Origin of the sequence: Micromonospora sp. NPDC005298 (assembly GCF_040607375.1) — a bacterium.
Lineage (GTDB): Bacteria > Actinomycetota > Actinomycetes > Mycobacteriales > Micromonosporaceae > Micromonospora.
The window spans coordinates 1-15,079 of sequence record NZ_JBEXGP010000022.1 but is presented as its reverse complement, the minus strand read 5'-3'; the positions used below and the strand labels follow the sequence as shown (position 1 = coordinate 15,079).

14 protein-coding genes are annotated in these 15,079 nt (G+C 71.7%); 8 read left to right on the top strand and 6 right to left on the bottom strand.

Translation table 11 applies throughout. The annotated features are described in order from the left end of the window. Positions 1 to 112: 112 nt before the first annotated feature. A complete protein-coding gene (locus tag ABZS77_RS24285) occupies positions 113 to 1,573 on the top strand; it encodes a polysaccharide biosynthesis tyrosine autokinase (RefSeq protein ID WP_354826980.1) in 1,461 nt (486 codons plus the stop codon). Here ABZS77_RS24285 and ABZS77_RS24280 read toward each other — a convergent pair. Next, positions 1,554 to 2,108, bottom strand: a complete 555-nt coding sequence (locus ABZS77_RS24280; RefSeq protein ID WP_354826978.1) for a low molecular weight phosphatase family protein — start codon at positions 2,106 to 2,108, stop codon at positions 1,554 to 1,556. The two genes, ABZS77_RS24285 and ABZS77_RS24280, sit on opposite strands and share 20 nt — an antisense overlap. 168 nt (positions 2,109 to 2,276) lie before the next feature. Between ABZS77_RS24280 and ABZS77_RS24275 the strand changes: the two genes are divergently transcribed. The 4 genes from ABZS77_RS24275 to ABZS77_RS24260 all read left to right on the top strand — a co-directional run bounded on the left by ABZS77_RS24275 (position 2,277) and on the right by ABZS77_RS24260 (position 7,059). Then, positions 2,277 to 3,521, top strand: coding sequence for a glycosyltransferase family 4 protein (locus ABZS77_RS24275; RefSeq protein WP_354826976.1), 1,245 nt, complete (start codon positions 2,277 to 2,279; stop codon positions 3,519 to 3,521). A 99-nt stretch (positions 3,522 to 3,620) separates the two neighbouring features. Further along, positions 3,621 to 5,405, top strand: coding sequence for a DUF4012 domain-containing protein (locus tag ABZS77_RS24270; RefSeq protein ID WP_354826973.1), 1,785 nt, complete (start codon positions 3,621 to 3,623; stop codon positions 5,403 to 5,405). Positions 5,406 to 5,418: 13 nt separating this feature from the next. Beyond that, complete coding sequence (locus ABZS77_RS24265; RefSeq protein ID WP_354826970.1) at positions 5,419 to 6,054, top strand: hypothetical protein; 636 nt, start codon at positions 5,419 to 5,421, stop codon at positions 6,052 to 6,054. A gap of 423 nt (positions 6,055 to 6,477) precedes the next feature. After that, entirely contained in the window at positions 6,478 to 7,059 is a 582-nt protein-coding gene (locus tag ABZS77_RS24260) for a hypothetical protein (protein ID WP_354826967.1), read from the top strand. Positions 7,060 to 7,121: 62 nt separating this feature from the next. On the opposite strand, the gene ABZS77_RS24255 is transcribed toward ABZS77_RS24260, so the two are convergent. Both ABZS77_RS24255 and ABZS77_RS24250 read right to left on the bottom strand, forming a co-directional pair. Further along, a complete protein-coding gene (locus ABZS77_RS24255) occupies positions 7,122 to 8,549 on the bottom strand; it encodes an MFS transporter (protein WP_354827124.1) in 1,428 nt (475 codons plus the stop codon). Between the two features lie 85 nt (positions 8,550 to 8,634). Then, complete coding sequence (locus ABZS77_RS24250) at positions 8,635 to 8,871, bottom strand: hypothetical protein (RefSeq protein WP_354826964.1); 237 nt, start codon at positions 8,869 to 8,871, stop codon at positions 8,635 to 8,637. Between the two features lie 147 nt (positions 8,872 to 9,018). On the opposite strand from ABZS77_RS24250, the gene ABZS77_RS24245 reads away from it, so the two are divergent. Together ABZS77_RS24245 and ABZS77_RS24240 are read left to right on the top strand one after the other, a co-directional pair. Continuing rightward, entirely contained in the window at positions 9,019 to 10,143 is a 1,125-nt protein-coding gene (locus ABZS77_RS24245; RefSeq protein ID WP_354826962.1) for a geranylgeranyl reductase family protein, read from the top strand. A gap of 122 nt (positions 10,144 to 10,265) precedes the next feature. After that, on the top strand, positions 10,266 to 10,439 hold the full coding sequence (locus ABZS77_RS24240; RefSeq protein ID WP_354826959.1) for a hypothetical protein: 174 nt from the start codon (positions 10,266 to 10,268) through the stop codon (positions 10,437 to 10,439). Between the two features lie 60 nt (positions 10,440 to 10,499). Here the strand turns inward: ABZS77_RS24240 and ABZS77_RS24235 are convergent, their stop codons facing one another. Further along, positions 10,500 to 12,293: a 5'-nucleotidase C-terminal domain-containing protein gene (locus ABZS77_RS24235; protein WP_354826957.1), complete on the bottom strand. Its 1,794-nt coding sequence runs from the start codon at positions 12,291 to 12,293 to the stop codon at positions 10,500 to 10,502. A gap of 169 nt (positions 12,294 to 12,462) precedes the next feature. Here ABZS77_RS24235 and ABZS77_RS24230 point away from each other — a divergent pair, with 169 nt between their 5' ends. Then, positions 12,463 to 13,365, top strand: coding sequence for an SDR family oxidoreductase (locus ABZS77_RS24230; protein WP_354826955.1), 903 nt, complete (start codon positions 12,463 to 12,465; stop codon positions 13,363 to 13,365). Between the two features lie 52 nt (positions 13,366 to 13,417). Here the strand turns inward: ABZS77_RS24230 and ABZS77_RS24225 are convergent, their stop codons facing one another. Both ABZS77_RS24225 and ABZS77_RS24220 read right to left on the bottom strand, forming a co-directional pair. Further along, on the bottom strand, positions 13,418 to 14,077 hold the full coding sequence (locus tag ABZS77_RS24225) for a nucleotidyl transferase AbiEii/AbiGii toxin family protein (RefSeq protein ID WP_354826953.1): 660 nt from the start codon (positions 14,075 to 14,077) through the stop codon (positions 13,418 to 13,420). Next, positions 14,074 to 14,415 carry a hypothetical protein gene (locus ABZS77_RS24220; protein WP_354826950.1) on the bottom strand — a complete coding sequence of 114 codons (342 nt, stop codon included), beginning with the start codon at positions 14,413 to 14,415 and terminating at the stop codon, positions 14,074 to 14,076. The genes ABZS77_RS24225 and ABZS77_RS24220 overlap by 4 nt, the downstream gene beginning before the upstream one ends. Positions 14,416 to 15,079: the final 664 nt, after the last annotated feature.

Here is a 15,079-nt window from a genome sequence, read left to right as displayed (position 1 = left end):
ACTCCGGACATAAGTCGTATGAGCGGCTTTAATGGTTTCACGAGTTTAAGACGACCTTGGGGGTATTCGTGAAGTTCTTTGGCGTAACCGGACCGGCACGGAGGCGCTCCTGATGGACCTGCTCCGCCAATTGCGGCACGTACGTCGGCACTGGTGGCTCGTGCTGGTCACGGTCATGGTCGCTCTGGGTCTGTCGGCGTTCCTGACCGTACGGGCCCAGCCCCGGTACGTCGCCTCGGTGACGTTCTTCGTCACCACCCCCAACCAGGGCGTCACCGACGCCTACCAGGGCGGGCTCTTCCTCCAGCAGCGCGTCAAGTCGTACGCCGACCTGCTCACCAGCGACCGGCTGGCGCAGAGCGTGGTGGCCGAGACGCCGGTCGGGCTCACCGCCGACGAGGTGCAGCGCCGGGTCAGCACCACCACCGAGGCCGGCACCGTCCTGCTGCGGGCGTCGATCACCGACACCGACCAGACCCGCGCCCTGCGGGTCACCGAAACCCTCGCCGCGAAGTTCGTCGACCTCGTGCAGAAGGTGGAGACGCCACCCGAGGGCAAGGCCCCGATCAAGATCGAGGTGGTGAGCGGCCCACGGGTCAGCGCCAGCCCCGTCTCACCCCAGCCGGTACGGAACCTGACCCTCGGCGGGCTGATCGGCCTGGTACTCGGCGTCGGTCTGGCGATCCTGCGCGGTGTGGCCGACATCCGGCTGCGCGACGCCGCCGGCCTGCAACGGGCCACCGGCAGTCCGCTGCTCGGCGAGATCCCGTTCGAGAGCAGCGCCCGTACCGCGCCGCTGATCGTCGGCGACGCCGCGACCTCGGCGCGCGCCGAGGCGGTCCGCAAGCTGCGGACCAACCTGCGCTTCGTGGATGTGCACGAGCCGGCCCGGGTCATCGCCGTGACGAGCGCCCTGCAGGGCGAGGGCAAGACCACACTCTCCTGCAACCTGGCGATCGCCCTCGCCGAGGCCGGCTGGCGGGTTCTGCTCGTCGACGCGGACCTGCGCCGGCCCAAGGTCGACGAGTACCTGGGCCTGGACGCCGGCGTCGGCCTGACCGACGTGCTCGTCGGTGACGTGCAGGTCGGCGACGTCGTGCAGCGCTGGGGCGACAAGTCCCTGCTGGTCCTGCCCAGCGGCTCGGCCCCGCCCAACCCGAGCGAGCTGCTCGGCTCCAAGGCGATGGCGGATCTGCTGCTGACGCTGCGCGAGTCGGCGGACATCGTGATCATCGACACCGCGCCGCTGCTCGCGGTGACCGACGGTGTGGTGGTGGCCGTGCAGGCCGACGGCGCGCTGCTGGTCAGCCAGCAGGGCCGCACCTCGCGTACCCAGGTGGCCGCGGCGGCCCGCTCGCTGCACTCGGTCTCGGTCCGGCTGCTCGGCTGCGTGCTGAACATGGCGAAGGTCGCCAAGGCGGAGGCGTACCAGTACGAGGCCTACCGGGTGGTCGCCTCGACGGCCACGCCGTCGGTGCCGACCGACCGGGCGACCACGGCCAAGCACAGCGAGAGCAACGGGGTCAACGGCGTCAGCGACCGCACCCAGGAGCTCACCCGGCTGCCCCGATGAGCGCGGCGAGGGGTCGCAGCGACCGTTCGATCTCCTCAGCGCAACGTCGGAAGTCGGCGGCGGTGCCGCCGATGGGGTCGCGCAGGTCGTCCGCGTCGGGGGCGGTGGGTTGCAGCCGCCCCCGGGCGCGGGTGGCGGCGGCTATCGCGGCTCGCAGCGGATCGTCGGCCGGCTCGGTGGCCAGTTCGGCCGCCGCGGCCAACCGGCCGAACTGGAGCATCGTGAACGTCCGGTGCAGCGCCACCGGCGCCAGCGAGGTGCACACCGAGCGCTGGCGCCGGGTCGCGGTCAGCACCAGCGTCGCGTCGGCCAGGTACTCGGCGCGAAGCGTCCGGCTCCGGAACTCCGCCGGGTCCGCGCCGCTCTCGGCCGCGACCTGGATGGCGTACGGGTGCATGGTCATCCCGTCCATCGCGTCGGTGCCGGCGCTGGCGACCATGACCTGCTGGTCGGCGAGCAGCCGGCGGGCCAGGTACTCGGCCATCGGTGATCGGCACAGGTTGGCGTGGCAGACGAACAGCACGCGGGCGGCCATCGGTGTCCCTTCCGTCGGTGCGGGCACAGGTGGCCGCACCGCGAGGGCGGTGCGTCGACGCCAGTGGCCGCGCGGGGAGGGGTTCTCGGCATCGTACGCGGGCGGGGTGCCCGTCGGCTGCGGTGCCGCGCCGAGCGGAGTCGTCGCGCGGTGGACGGCGGTGCCCCGGTGAAGATCGGCATCCTGTCGTACCACTTCCCGCCCGAACCGGCGTTCATCCCGGGGAGCCTGGCCGAGGCGCTGGCCGCGCGCGGGCACGAGGTGCGGGTGCTCACCGGTTTTCCGGACTATCCCGGCGGGCACGTCTACCCCGGCTGGCGGCAGCGCTGGCACCACGAGACGCACAGTGAGCGGCTGACCGTCCGGCGGGTGCCGAGGTACACCGGCCGTGGCGCGTCCACCGGCGCCCGGATGGCCAGCTACCTGTCCTTCGCGGGCAGCGCCACGATGGCCGCGCGTCGGGTCCTGGGCGATGTCGACGCGCTCTACGTCTTCCAGTTGCCGGCCACCACGTTCGCCGCGGCCGGGGTGCTGCGGCTGCTCGGGCGGGTGCCGATGGTGCTGCACGTCCAGGACGTCTGGGCGCGCGACGGTGCCGCCGAGGCGGGTGACGGGCGGTGGGCGACGCGGATGTCCGCAGCGATGACCAGGATCTACCGGTCGGCGGCGCGGGTGGCGGTGGCCGCGCCGTCGATGCGGGACCTGGTGGTCGCCGCCGGCGCCGACCCGGCCCGGGTCCAGGTGGTGCTGAACTGGACCGACGAGCGGATCTTCCAGCCGGCGACGCCTGACGCGGCGGCCCGCCAGCTGGTCCGCCGCGACGGGCGGTGCGTGGTGATGCACGCCGGCACGATCGGCGTCCGGCAGGGGCTGGAGACGGCGGTACGGGCGGCCGCGGCGCTGGACCGGACGATGGACCTGGTCCTGGTCGGCTCGGGTGCCGAGGAGCGGCGGGTGCGGGGGCTCGCCGCCGAGTTGGGCGCGGAGAACGTCCGTTTCGTCCAGCGCCGTTCGCCTGTCGACATGCCGCAGTTGTACGCCGCCGCCGACTATCAGTTGATCATGCTGCGGGACCTGCCGGAGCTGCGGGGCATGGTGCCCGGCAAGGTGCAGGCCGCGCTCTCCTGCGCCGCGCCGGTGGTGGCCTCGGCCGGTGGAGACACCGCCGAGCTCGTCGAACGGGCCCGGGCCGGGCTGTCCTGCCCGCCCGAGGACTGGGCGGCGCTGGCCGACCGGTTCTGGTTGGCCGCGACGATCCCCGGTCCGGCGCGCGTCGAGATGGGCCGCCGGGGGCGTGCGGCGTACCTGCGGGAGATGTCGTTGCCCGCCGGCGTCGACCGGATCGAGCGGCTGCTGTACGAGGCGGCCGGCCGGGTCGAGGAGCTTGCCGCGCCGCGAATGAACCTCGCGTAAGCCACGAGAAATGTCATAACGGTACGGAAGCGCGTTATGCGTGCTAAGAACGTCAGGGGAAATCGGACTTTCTGTCCGGTTCCGGATGGGGAGTGTGGTGTGACGGAGAGCGAACGGCCAAGCCGACGGCGTAGCCGGTCCCGCCGCCGTCGACGCGCGCGACTGCGACGTGCGCTGCTCGGCGCGCTGGTGGTCGGGTCGCTCCTGTTGACGGTCGGGGGCTGGATCGGCTTTCGGGGTTGGCAGGCGCGCTCCCATCTGCTCAACGCCGCAGGTCTGGCGCGGGAGCTGAGCGCCCAGGTCGTCGGCGGGGACACCGACCGCGCCCTGCGTACGCTCGCCGCCCTTCAGGAGCAGGCCGGTGCGGCCCGCTCCGCGACCGACGACCCGGGCTGGGCGATCGGCAGGCGTACCCCGGTCGCGGGTGACGACCTCGACGCCGTGCGGCAGATCGCGGTCGCCATCGACGAGTTGGCCCGGCACGCGTTCCCGACGCTGCTCCGGACGGACCTGACCAGCCTGGTGCCGACCAGCGGTCGGCTGGACCTGGCCCGGCTGACCTCGGTCTCTGCCGAGTTGTCAGGGGTGAACGAGGCGGTGCAGCGCACCCGCCGCGATCTGGCCGTGGTGCCCGCCGACCGGCTGGTCAACCAGATCCGCCAGGCGCTGACCGACCTGCGGGGCGAGATCGACCGGCTGGCGAGCCTGACCGCCGCCGCCGACCAGGGCGCCCGGCTGTTGCCGCCGCTGCTCGGCGCGAACGGCTCACGGAAGTACCTGCTGGTCTCGCAGAACCTCGCCGAGTTGCGCGCCACCGGCGGCATGTTCGGCGCGTACGCGATGATCGAGACCGACAACGGCAGGGTTCAGATGGGCCGGCAGGGCAGCAGCGCCTCCCTGGGACGGTTCACGCCGGCGTTGAAGCTGCCGGCCGAGACCCGGGCACTCTGGACCGACCTGCCCGGCATCTATCCCGCCGACGTCAACCTGAGCCCGCACTTCCCGACCGCCGCCGCGCTGTACCGGGAGATGTTCCGACGCAAGACCGGGACGACTGTCGACGGTGTGCTCGCCGTCGATCCGGTGGTGCTGTCCTACCTGCTCAAGGCGACCGGGCCGGTGCTGGTGCCCGGTGGCGTACCGCTCGCCAGCGAGAAGGTCGTGCAGACCCTGCTCAACGACAGCTACCAGCGGCTGGACGTCCGGCAGCAGGACACGTTCTTCGCGGCCTCGGCCGCCGCGGTGTTCGACGCCTTCTTCAAGAAGAATGTCAACCCACGGGTGTTGTTGTCCGCATTCGACCGTGCTATCACGGAACGCCGGATATTGTTCTGGAGTGTCCGACCTGAAGAACAGCGGACGTTCGGCGACAGCCGGATGGCCGGGACGCTTCCGGAGCAGGACACCGTGCCGACCGTCGGCGTGTTCCTCAACGACGGCAGCGGCGCGAAGCTCGGCTACTACCTGCGGCCGACGGCGAACCTGACGGTGGGCGAATGCCGACCAGACGGGCGCCGCGAGCTCCGGTTGCGGGTGACCCTGCGCTCGACGGCGCCGAGGTCCGGACTCAGCGAGTCGGTTCTCGGCCTCGGCCTGGCCGGTGATCCGTACACCGCACGCACCCTGGTGTCGATCTTCAGTCCGGCCGGTGGAGCGGTGCTCGAGGCCCGGCTCGACGGGGTCGAAACGGCGCTTGGCAGCGGCACGGAACGCCGCCGCCAGGTGGCGACGGCCAACGTCGACGTCGGTCCCGGGGCCGAACGGGCGCTGGAGGTCACCCTGCTGACGGCCAAGACCGGCGTCGGACAGGCCGAGCTGTGGCTGACCCCCACCGCCAGCCCCTGGACCACCCAAGTTCATTCCGCACCAAGCTGTGACCAGTAGGAGGGAACCAATCATGCGGCTATCCCGCATCATCATGGCGCTCACGGTCGGCCTGGCCGTGGTGGCCGTGCCGACGGCAGCGGGGGCGGCACAGCCGCAGCCGACGCCCAGTTCGAGTGCGACCACCGACCCGCCCCAGCCGCCGCCGTACGTGCCCGCACCCCCGTCGCTGACGGTCAGCCGGCCGACGATCTTCCTCGGCGAGACTGTCGTGCTGACCGGCACCAACTTCGGTCCGAACGAGACCGTCGACATCTCGGTGACGGTGACGCCGCTGGCGGCCCCGGCTGCCGGTCAGGCGCCGGCGCGTCGCAGCGACGGCACCACCGTCGCCATGGCGCCGGTGGCTTACCAGGCGAGCGCACCGCTCAACTTCACGGCGTTCACGAACGCCCAGGGGCGCTTCACCAAGAGCTACCGTCCGTCGGTGACGGGTCTGCTGACCTTCACCGCCACCGGTCGGGAGTCCGGCCGGACCGCCACCGCCGAGCTGCGGGTGCTGCACAAGAAGCAGCCGCTGCCCGTCACGGGTGACAGCCTCGGCACGCCCATGAAGCTCGGTGGCGGCCTGGTCGGCGCCGGCGCGATCATGCTGCTGCTGACCCTGGCCTGGCGTCGTCGCCAGCGCTTCGGCGGGGCTGCGCACTGATCGGCACACCACCACCGGGCAGTGCCTGGATCGCACCTGAGGCTGGCGCCCGCCGGATTTCCCCGGCGGGCGCCAGCCCGTCCGGTCTGTGGTGGCCTACCCGACCCGTAGGAGGTCGCCATCGCGCGGACTGGGCGGTTTGCCCTCGTCTGGGTAGTGAGCCGGTCCACCCGGGCGGCGGAATGGACCCACGCCGGGGGCCGTTACACACCCTGACGATCGCAGGACCACGGCCCCATCGGCTCGACGGTCCGCCCCGGGGAATGACTCCCGGCCACCGTTCGTTACACCCGGTCCCGGCGCCACGAGCCCCCGCTCGCTGGCCGCCGAACGTGGACCCCCTCACGACAGTGCAGCGCCGGACGAGGTGCGCACACCCGGCTTGTCACGCGGGTGTTTCCTACCCCCGAAGGAGCTACCCCCATGAACACGATCCTGCGTAAGAGCATGCTGTCCATCGCTGGCATGGCGTTCGTCGGCGGGGTTTTCGCCGGCCCGGTCGCCCATGCCGTCAACGACCAGGACACCAGGCCGGTGGCGGTCGTCCAGGCCGACAAGCCGGACATCGCCGCGCTGATCCCGCACGGTACCCAGGGCACCCAGTCGCACATCGACCTGAACGACGAGCAGACCGCGAACGTCAAGGCGATCATCGCCGCGACGAAGAAGGCCGGCCTGCCCGAGCGGGCGGCGGTCATCTCGATCGCCACCAGCCTTCAGGAGTCGAAGCTGGAGAACCTGGGCCACCTCGGTGACATGAACGACCACGACTCGCTGGGCCTGTTCCAGCAGCGTCCGTCCAGTGGTTGGGGCACCCCGGAGCAGATCACCGACCCGGACTACTCGACGACCGCGTTCCTCAAGGGCCTCAAGCAGGTCGACGGGTGGCAGGACATGCCGCTGACGGTCGCCGCGCAGACGGTGCAGGTCTCGGCGTACCCGGACGCGTACGCGCAGTGGGAGCAGCAGGCCGCCGACCTGGTCGCCCAGTACTGGAACAGCTGACCCGACCGAATGGCCGGCACCCGGACAGCGGGTGCCGGCCATCGGCGTACCCCCGGGGGTCGTCAGCCCTTGTGCACGATGTCGATCAGTGCGGCGACCAGCGCGAGTGCGATGATCCCGGTGGCCAGCACGAGTGACGTCTCGAAGGCCTTGGCCCAGTCGCCGTGGTTGTCGGCCAGGGTGGAGAAGAACATCGAACCGACGGCGGCGATACCCGCCGCCGCGCCGATCCGCTGACCGGTCTGGAGCATGCCCGCTCCGCTGCCCGCCTGGTGTACGGGCACCTGGGCGAGGGTGAGCGTCTGGTTGGGGGCGATCACGAGTCCGCTGCCGATCCCGGCGACGAGCAGGGGAACGGCGGTGACCCAGGGCGCCGGGGCGTCCGGCGCCAGACGGAGCGCGACGACAGTCGCGGCGAGGCCGACGACCACGGCGAGCAGTCCGATGCCGACCAGCGGTCGACCGAAGCGGTTGACGATCCGCCCGCCCAGCGCGGACGCGGCGGCCGAACCGAGGGCGAACGGCGTGATGGCCAGGCCGGCGACGAGCGCGCTGTAGCCGAGGCCGTTCTGCAGGTACAGGGTGAAGATGAAGAAGATCGCGGTGAAGCCGCCGAAGTAGATGAGCGCGATGAGTGATCCCAGCGTGTACGACTGGAAGTGGAACAGCTTCAGGTCGAACAGGGGTTCGTGGTGGCGCGCGTACGACCGCTCCCACAATCCGAACGCGACGAGCACCGCGAGGCCGGCTGGGATGAGCGCCCACTTCCACGGGGTCTGCCACTGCTGTTGCTGCACCAGTGGCAGCAGGAGCAGGACCACGCCCACGCCGAGCAGCAGTACGCCGACGGGGTCGAGCCGCCGCCGGTCCGGCTTGCCCTCGGGGCGGCTGGGCAGCAGTCGCCAGCCGAGGATGACCGCGAGGATGCCGACGGGCACGTTGACGAAGAAGACCCACCGCCAGCCGTGCGCGTCGCCGCCGACGGCGATGAGCAGCCCGCCGAGCAGCGGTCCGACAGCTGTGGAGATCCCGATGGTCGCGCCGAGGAGCCCGAACGGGCGGGCCCGTTCGGGCCCGCGGAACAGCTGCTGGATCAGCCCGGTCACCTGTGGGTTGACCACGCCGGCCGCGGCGCCCTGGAGCAGTCGGGCGGCGACCAGCCACGTCGGGGAGGTGGCCAGGCCGGCGAGCGCGCTGGTCAGGGTGAACAGGGAGATGCCGAACACGAACGCGTTGCGGCGGCCCCGGGCGTCGCCGAACCGACCGGCGGGCACCAGGACCAGGCCGAACGTGAGCGCGTAGCCGGACAGGATCCACTGGAGGTCGCTGGGCGAGGCGTGCAACGCCCGGTCGATGGACGGCACCGCGACGTTGACGATGCTCACGTCGAGCAGCGTCATGAACGCCGCGACCAGCCCGACGCCGAGGGCCTGCCAGCGCTTGCGGTTCTCGGCGGCGTCGACTGGCTGTGGCGCCTGCGCCGCGCTCATCGGCCCGCCCGCCGACCGGTGATGGTCCATCCCCGCTCGCTACCCCCGTCGTCGGGGGCCGAACCGCCGCGGGCGGTCCGTCGGGTCACGCCATCTGACGGGCGCAGAACCGTGGTCCGAAGTCGAGGCCGGCCATCGGGGAGTCCTCGCGGTGCAGCAGACCCTTCTCGGTGAGCTGGTGCAGCGGTGCGTGCACCTGCTCCTCGGTCAGACCGGCCTCCTCGCTGATGAGGTCCGGGTACGGCACGTGCCCGCGTTGTTCGAGGGTGGTGACCGCCTGGTACACCCGCTGCTCGACCTCCGACAGCTGCACCTGCTGCATGACGTCCTCCTTCGTCGCCCGCTCCGTCGCGGACGTTTGCGCAGCGTCGGGTACCCCGTGGGGCAGCGAAGATGCCCACCCGATCGGGCGGTCGGGGCGGCGTGCCGCACCGGGTCGGCGCGGCGTGCGGTGCCCTAGGCTGCAACCGTGATCATCTGGGATCTCATCGTCGTCGGCGGGGGCCCCGCAGGGCTCTCCGCGGCCCACGCCGCCGCCCGGGCGGGCGTGCGCACCCTGGTCGTCGAGCGGGCGACGCACCCGCGGTACAAGACCTGCGGGGGCGGCCTGATCGGCACCTCGCTGGCCGCCGTCCGGGGCCGGATCGAGGTGCCCGCGCACGACCGGGTGGACCGGGTGACGTTCACCCGGGACGGTCGCCGGGAGTTCACCCGCCGGCACGGCAGCCCGGTGGTGACCATGGTGCGCCGGGAGGAGTTCGACGACCGGTTGCGCGCGGCGGCGGTCGCCGCCGGCGCGCAGGTGCGCGAGCAGGTCGCGGTCCGCGCGATCGACCAGGATCCTGAGCAGGTACGCCTGCGACTGGCCGACGGTACGACGCTCACGGCGCGGGCGGTGATCGGCGCGGACGGGTCTTCCGGGGTCACCGGCCGGCACGTGGGGGTGCGGTACCGACAGGTGGATCTCGGTCTGGAGCTGGAGGTGCCGGTACCGCCGGCGGAGCAGGAGCGGTGGCGGGGGCGTCTGCTGTTGGACTGGGGGTCGATGCCCGGTTCCTACGCGTGGGTCTTCCCCAAGGGGGAACGCCTGACGGTCGGGGTGATCGCGGGCCGGGGCGCGGGGGAGGGGACGCGGGAGTATCTGCGGCGGTTCGTCGACCGGCTGGGGTTGACCGGGCTGCCGGCGGAGCACGACTCGGGTCATCTGACCCGCTGCCGTACCGAGGATTCCCCGTTGCGCGCCGGTCGGGTGCTGGTGGCCGGGGACGCGGCGGGGTTGTTGGAGCCGTGGAGCCGCGAGGGCATCAGCTTCGCGTTGCGCTCCGGGGAGTTGGCCGGCGCGGCGGTCGCCGCCGGTGAGCTGGACGGGTACGAGCGGGCGGTGGCCGAGCGTCTGGTGCCGGAGATGCGGGCGGGGTTCCGGCTGCTCGAGGTGTTCACCCGCCGCCCGGGGGTGTTCCACGCCCTGTTGGCGACGCCGCCGGGGTGGCGGATGTTCGTGCGGTTCTGTCAGGGGCGGGCGAGCTTCGCCGAGATGCTGGAACGCCGGCCGATCCGGGCGGCGCTCGCGGCGCTGGACCGGCTGCCCGGCTGATCGCCGCCCCCCATTCACCCAGGATCCTAGGATGGCCTACGGGGTGTGCGCCCCGCAGCACAGCGGAACCTTCCGCCACCGCCCCGGCCGCCGGAGAATGGCGGGGGAGCAGGGAGGTGGCGATGGCCGAGCAGCCGTTCACCGATGACGAGTACACGTTTCTGCGCCACGTGCGGTTCGGGGAGCTGCCGCCCGCTGTCCGCCCCGACGACCGTGTCGCGTTGACCGAGACGGACCCGGGGCGGGACGCGCCGGAGAGGACCGAGGACCCGATCCGCTGGAACGTGCAGGGCTGAGAACGCGCGACGGGCCGCGGGTGATCACCACCCACGGCCCGCCTCGACGGGTTGCTCCGGTCAGAAGACCGGCACGCCCTCGCGCACGAGGCGCCAGTTGGGCTGGAAGAAGTCGGCCGGGTCGATCGTCCCCCTGGCCTGCGCCCAGTCGATGAGCAGCTGGCGGATCTCCTGCTGCGCGTTGTAGACCTGGGTCTTCACGATGCCGGGGAAGTTGCCGCCGCCGCTGCGCCGGTAGTTGTTCACCGCCATCACGAACTGCGCGTTGTCCGCGACGGGGGTGTCGGTCCCGGGCAGCACCAGGCGGGTGATCCGCTGGCCGATCGGCTTGGAGATGTCGATGTCGTACTCCAGGCCGGAGATGACGTCGTAGTTGTAGTCCGGTACGGCCGGCGAGTCGCTGATCTGCTCCGGGTCGACCGGGGCGCCCGGGGCGAAGGTCCGGAAGTACTTCGCCGAGTACTCCAGGTACGCGCGCACCTCGGCGCCGCTGAGCACGACCGCCTCGAGGGTGTTGTCGTACACGTAGAGCCCCGCCACGTCGCGGATCTTGACGTCGCCGGCGGGGAAGACGGCGGTGCGGCTGAACGGCGAGGCCTGCGACAGCACCGGTAGGTCGGCGTACTGCGTGCCGGCCAGCGCCTTCGTGACGGTCTCGGCCTGGACGTGGTTGATGAAGTCCAGGATGGGGGTGTCCTTTAACCGCGACTCCACGGTGGACATCTCCACGGTGGCCTGGGCGACCACCTGGTTGACGTACGCGATGGTCTTCTGGTGCTGGGCCCGTACGGCGGCGAGCACCTTCGGGTCCTCGGCCACCGTGTTGGTGTTCAGCATGGTGGCGGCCTTCTTGGTGATGGTCCACCGGCCCCGCTCGCGGGCGAGGGTGAAGTCCATCCGGGTGAGCCGCTGACCCCACTTCGACGGCTCGGAGAGCAGCACCTGCGCGCCGGTGCGCTCGTTGGTGACGAACCGCTCGACCACCTCGTTGTGCGCGTGACCGAACAGGATCGCGTCGATGCCCGGCACCTGCTGGGCGATCAGCGCCACCGGGTTCTCGTTCGGCAGCTCCGGGCCGTAGCTGGAGGTGCCGCTGTCACCGCCGTGCGCCGAGATCAGCACCAGGTCCGCGCCACGGGCCCGCATGATCGGCACGTACTTCGCGGCGGTCGCGACCATGTCGTCGAACCGCAGCCTGCCCTCGACGTTGCCCTTGTCCCAGATCGCCACACCGGGGTTGGTCAGGCCCAGGATGCCGACCCGCAGGGTCGGCGCGGCGAAACCGAGGGAGACCTTCTTGATGACGTACGGCTGGAAGGCCGGCTTGCCGGTCTTCGCGTTCACCGCGTTGGCGGCCAGCGCCGGGAAGCCGAGCTGGCGGATCCACAGGTCCAGCAACGGCAGACCGTAGTTGAACTCGTGGTTGCCGAGCGTCACGGCGTCGTAGTCGATGATGTTCATGGCGCGGGCCATCGGGTGCTTCTCACCGGTGGCGGTGATCGGCTCCTGCTTGGCGTAGAACGTCGCGAGGGGAGTGCCCTGGATGGTGTCGCCGGCGTCGAGCACCAGCGTCGCCCGCCCGCGCCGCTCGGCGCGGATCTGGTTGATGAGGGTGGCGAGCTTCGCGACGCCGATGTCGTTGTGCTTGCTGTCGTCGTACTCGGCGTCGCGGTAGTAGTCCCAGTTGTAGACGTTGCCGTGGGTGTCCGACGTGCCCAGGAGGGTGAGGTCCCAGGTGCGGGACCGGGCCGGGCCGGCCGCCTGCGCGGGCGCGGCGGCGATCAGCGGGGCGGTCGCCGCCGCCGCCGCGGCGGCGAGCACCTGGCGACGCGACGGGCCGGATCCAGAGGTCATGACATGCCTTTCCATGGGGGTGGACGCGCCTCGTGGGCGCCTCGCGCACCATAACGACCGCAGGTCACTCCTGCCACGTCAGCCCCGGTTTCCGCAGGCTGTCGCGGGGTAGGGCGGTGGGAGAACGGTTGTCGCGGGGAAGGAACCCGCGCGGTGCGAGGAGACGTCGGTGAGTGAGGACCAGCACACCCAGCAGGACCCGACCAGCCAGTACGGCCAGCAGTCCGGCCAGCCCGGTCAGCAGCAGTCACCACCCGGCTCGACCGGGGAGATGACGCCGAAGCCGGACCACGGGGAGGACACGTACCGGGGCAGCGGCAAGCTCGACGGCAAGCGGGCGCTGATCACCGGTGGTGACTCGGGGATCGGCCGGGCCGTCGCGATCGCGTACGCCCGCGAGGGCGCCGACGTGGTCATCTCCTACCTCAGCGAGGAGGAGGACGCCGACGCCCGCGAGACCATCCGGCTGGTCGAGGAGGCCGGCCGGCGGGGTGTCGCGGTGCGCGGAGACATCACCGACGAGTCGCACTGCCAGGAACTCGTCGACCGTACGGTCCGTGACCTGGGCGGCATCGACATCCTGGTCAACAACGCGGCGTACCAGATGTCGCAGGACAAGGGGATCCTCGGGATCAGCACCGAACAGTTCGACCGGGTGCTCAAGACCAACCTGTACGCGATGTTCTGGCTGTGCAAGGCCGCCATCCCGCACCTCCCCGAGGGTTCGGCGATCATCAACACGGCGTCGATCCAGGCGTTCGACCCGTCGCCGCAGCTGCTCGACTACGCCACCACCAAGGCGGGGATCGCCAACTTCACCAAGGCCCTCGCCGCTGACCTCGCCGAGCAGGGCATCCGGGTCAACGCGGTGGCACCCGGCCCGGTCTGGACGCCGCTGATCCCGGCGACCATGCCGAAGGAGAAGGTGGAGAAGTTCGGCACCGACACCCCGCAGGGGCGCCCCGGCCAGCCGGCGGAGCTGGCCCCCGCGTACGTCTTCTTCGCCTCGCAGGAGTCCAGCTACGTCACCGGCGAGATCCTCGGCGTCACGGGCGGTCGACCCACCAAGTGACCTGCTGGCGGGCGGGCGGCCCCGGGTCGCCCGCCCGCACCGCGTGCGATGGTCAGCGGGGCCAGGTGGCGAACCGCTGCCGGACCCGGGCGACGTCGGCGGCACCCAGGCCGTACCGGCCGAAGCGCCGCTCGGACAGCCGATCCAGGTAACGGCCGGCGGCCCGCACGTCGTCCGGGTCCAGCGCCGGGTCGACCTGCCGGGCCAGCACCAGCAACTCGGTCACGTCGTAGTGTTCCAGGGCCGCCGCCACGTCGATGAAGTCGCGGACCTCCCGCCGGTTGACCAGCGCGGCGATCTTGTTGGCCACGAGGTCGCGGACGTCCATCACCGGGCCGAGGTCCATCACCACAGGGCTCTGCTGCCGGTCCAGCCGGGCCAGGCTGAGCCGGATCTGCCGCCCGTCGCGGCTCACCACGAAGTCCTTCATGTCCCGCTCGTACCCGTCGAACAACTCGGCGAGGTCGCTGTCCGGGTCGGCGTCGGTGACGGTGAACCCGGCGCGTTGCAGCGCCACCCGCACGCCGGCGGACGCCGCCGCTGCGGCACCCTCGACGTCGGCGAAGAGGTCGACGTCCTCCGTGGGGCGGGCCACGAGGCCGTGCGCGGCCCAGGCCACCCCGCCGCCCAACACGAAGCGGTACGGGCCGGCGGCGGCCAGCGCCACCCGGGCCACCTCCCGGTAGAACTCGTGCAGATGCGGGGCGGTCACGCCGCCCGCAGGCCCCGGTGGCGGCTCTCCCACGCCAGGCGTACGCCCCGAGGCAGGTTGAGCATCCGCCACACCCGCCGCAGTGTCCGACCGTTGATCAGGACGCGCAGGTCCTCGGCGCGGGTGGTCTCCCGCAGCACGTTCTCGTACATCCACAGCAACTGGTCGGGGTCACCGAGGTCGAAGGTGCGTTCGGCGTTCCACATCAACCGCACCGGCAGCTCCACCACCCCCCGGGTGGGCCCGGCCAGCTCGGCGAGCGTCCGCGCCACCACTGCGGGGCGACCCGGGCGGGCCAGGAAGGCCACGCCGGTCGCGGTGGGGGAGACGGCCTGCATGGTGTCAGGGTAACGCCCGGCAGTCCGGGTGTCGCTCAACCAGGTTCTCGGCGCGGGTCGGTGCCTCGCCGCCGGGGTGGACGTGTGGTGTCTGACGCGCTCGGTCGGTGGTGGTGCGAGTTCGGCGACGTGGGGTGCCCTGTGCGTCGTGGTGGCCCGATGTCGGACATGCCGGACGGATCATCGGTGGGTCGCTGTTCGGCTCTAGACGGGGTGGGTGTTATGTCCGGTTGTGGGGTGTCTGGGTTGTGACCGGGGGCATCCGTGCGGCGGAATCGTGGCGGGCCGGGGGTCGTTACACATCCTGACGATCGCAGGACCACGGCCGCTTGGCCCACCCGCACGGGTGGGAATGGGAAGCCCGGCCCGGTCGTTGCAGACCCCCCCCAGGCGCCGCCTCGATGCGGGTGCCGCCGGCTCGGAATGACCCCGGTCCGCCGGTCGTTACACACAGACCCCGGCGCCGCCTCGATGCGGGTGCCGCCGGCCCCGGAATGACCCCGGCCCGCCGGTCGTTACATACGGACCCGGCGCCGTGAGCCCCCCGGCTCGCAGGCCGCCGACCCCCCGATGACTTTTGTGCAGCGCCGGACGAGGTGCTCACACCCGCACCGTTGATCCCCCTAGGTGTGGGTGTTTCCTACCCCCGAAGGAGCTACCCCCA

Coding starts and splice junctions, on each gene's coding strand:
- ABZS77_RS24255 (WP_354827124.1), bottom strand. CDS start 8,549: ATGAGCGCGGCGCAGGCGCCACAGCCAGTCGACGCCGCCGAGAACCGC.
- ABZS77_RS24265 (WP_354826970.1), top strand. CDS start 5,419: ATGCGGCTATCCCGCATCATCATGGCGCTCACGGTCGGCCTGGCCGTG.
- ABZS77_RS24285 (WP_354826980.1), top strand. CDS start 113: ATGGACCTGCTCCGCCAATTGCGGCACGTACGTCGGCACTGGTGGCTC.
- ABZS77_RS24280 (WP_354826978.1), bottom strand. CDS start 2,108: ATGGCCGCCCGCGTGCTGTTCGTCTGCCACGCCAACCTGTGCCGATCA.
- ABZS77_RS24220 (WP_354826950.1), bottom strand. CDS start 14,415: ATGCAGGCCGTCTCCCCCACCGCGACCGGCGTGGCCTTCCTGGCCCGC.
- ABZS77_RS24260 (WP_354826967.1), top strand. CDS start 6,478: ATGAACACGATCCTGCGTAAGAGCATGCTGTCCATCGCTGGCATGGCG.
- ABZS77_RS24240 (WP_354826959.1), top strand. CDS start 10,266: ATGGCCGAGCAGCCGTTCACCGATGACGAGTACACGTTTCTGCGCCAC.
- ABZS77_RS24250 (WP_354826964.1), bottom strand. CDS start 8,871: ATGCAGCAGGTGCAGCTGTCGGAGGTCGAGCAGCGGGTGTACCAGGCG.
- ABZS77_RS24235 (WP_354826957.1), bottom strand. CDS start 12,293: ATGACCTCTGGATCCGGCCCGTCGCGTCGCCAGGTGCTCGCCGCCGCG.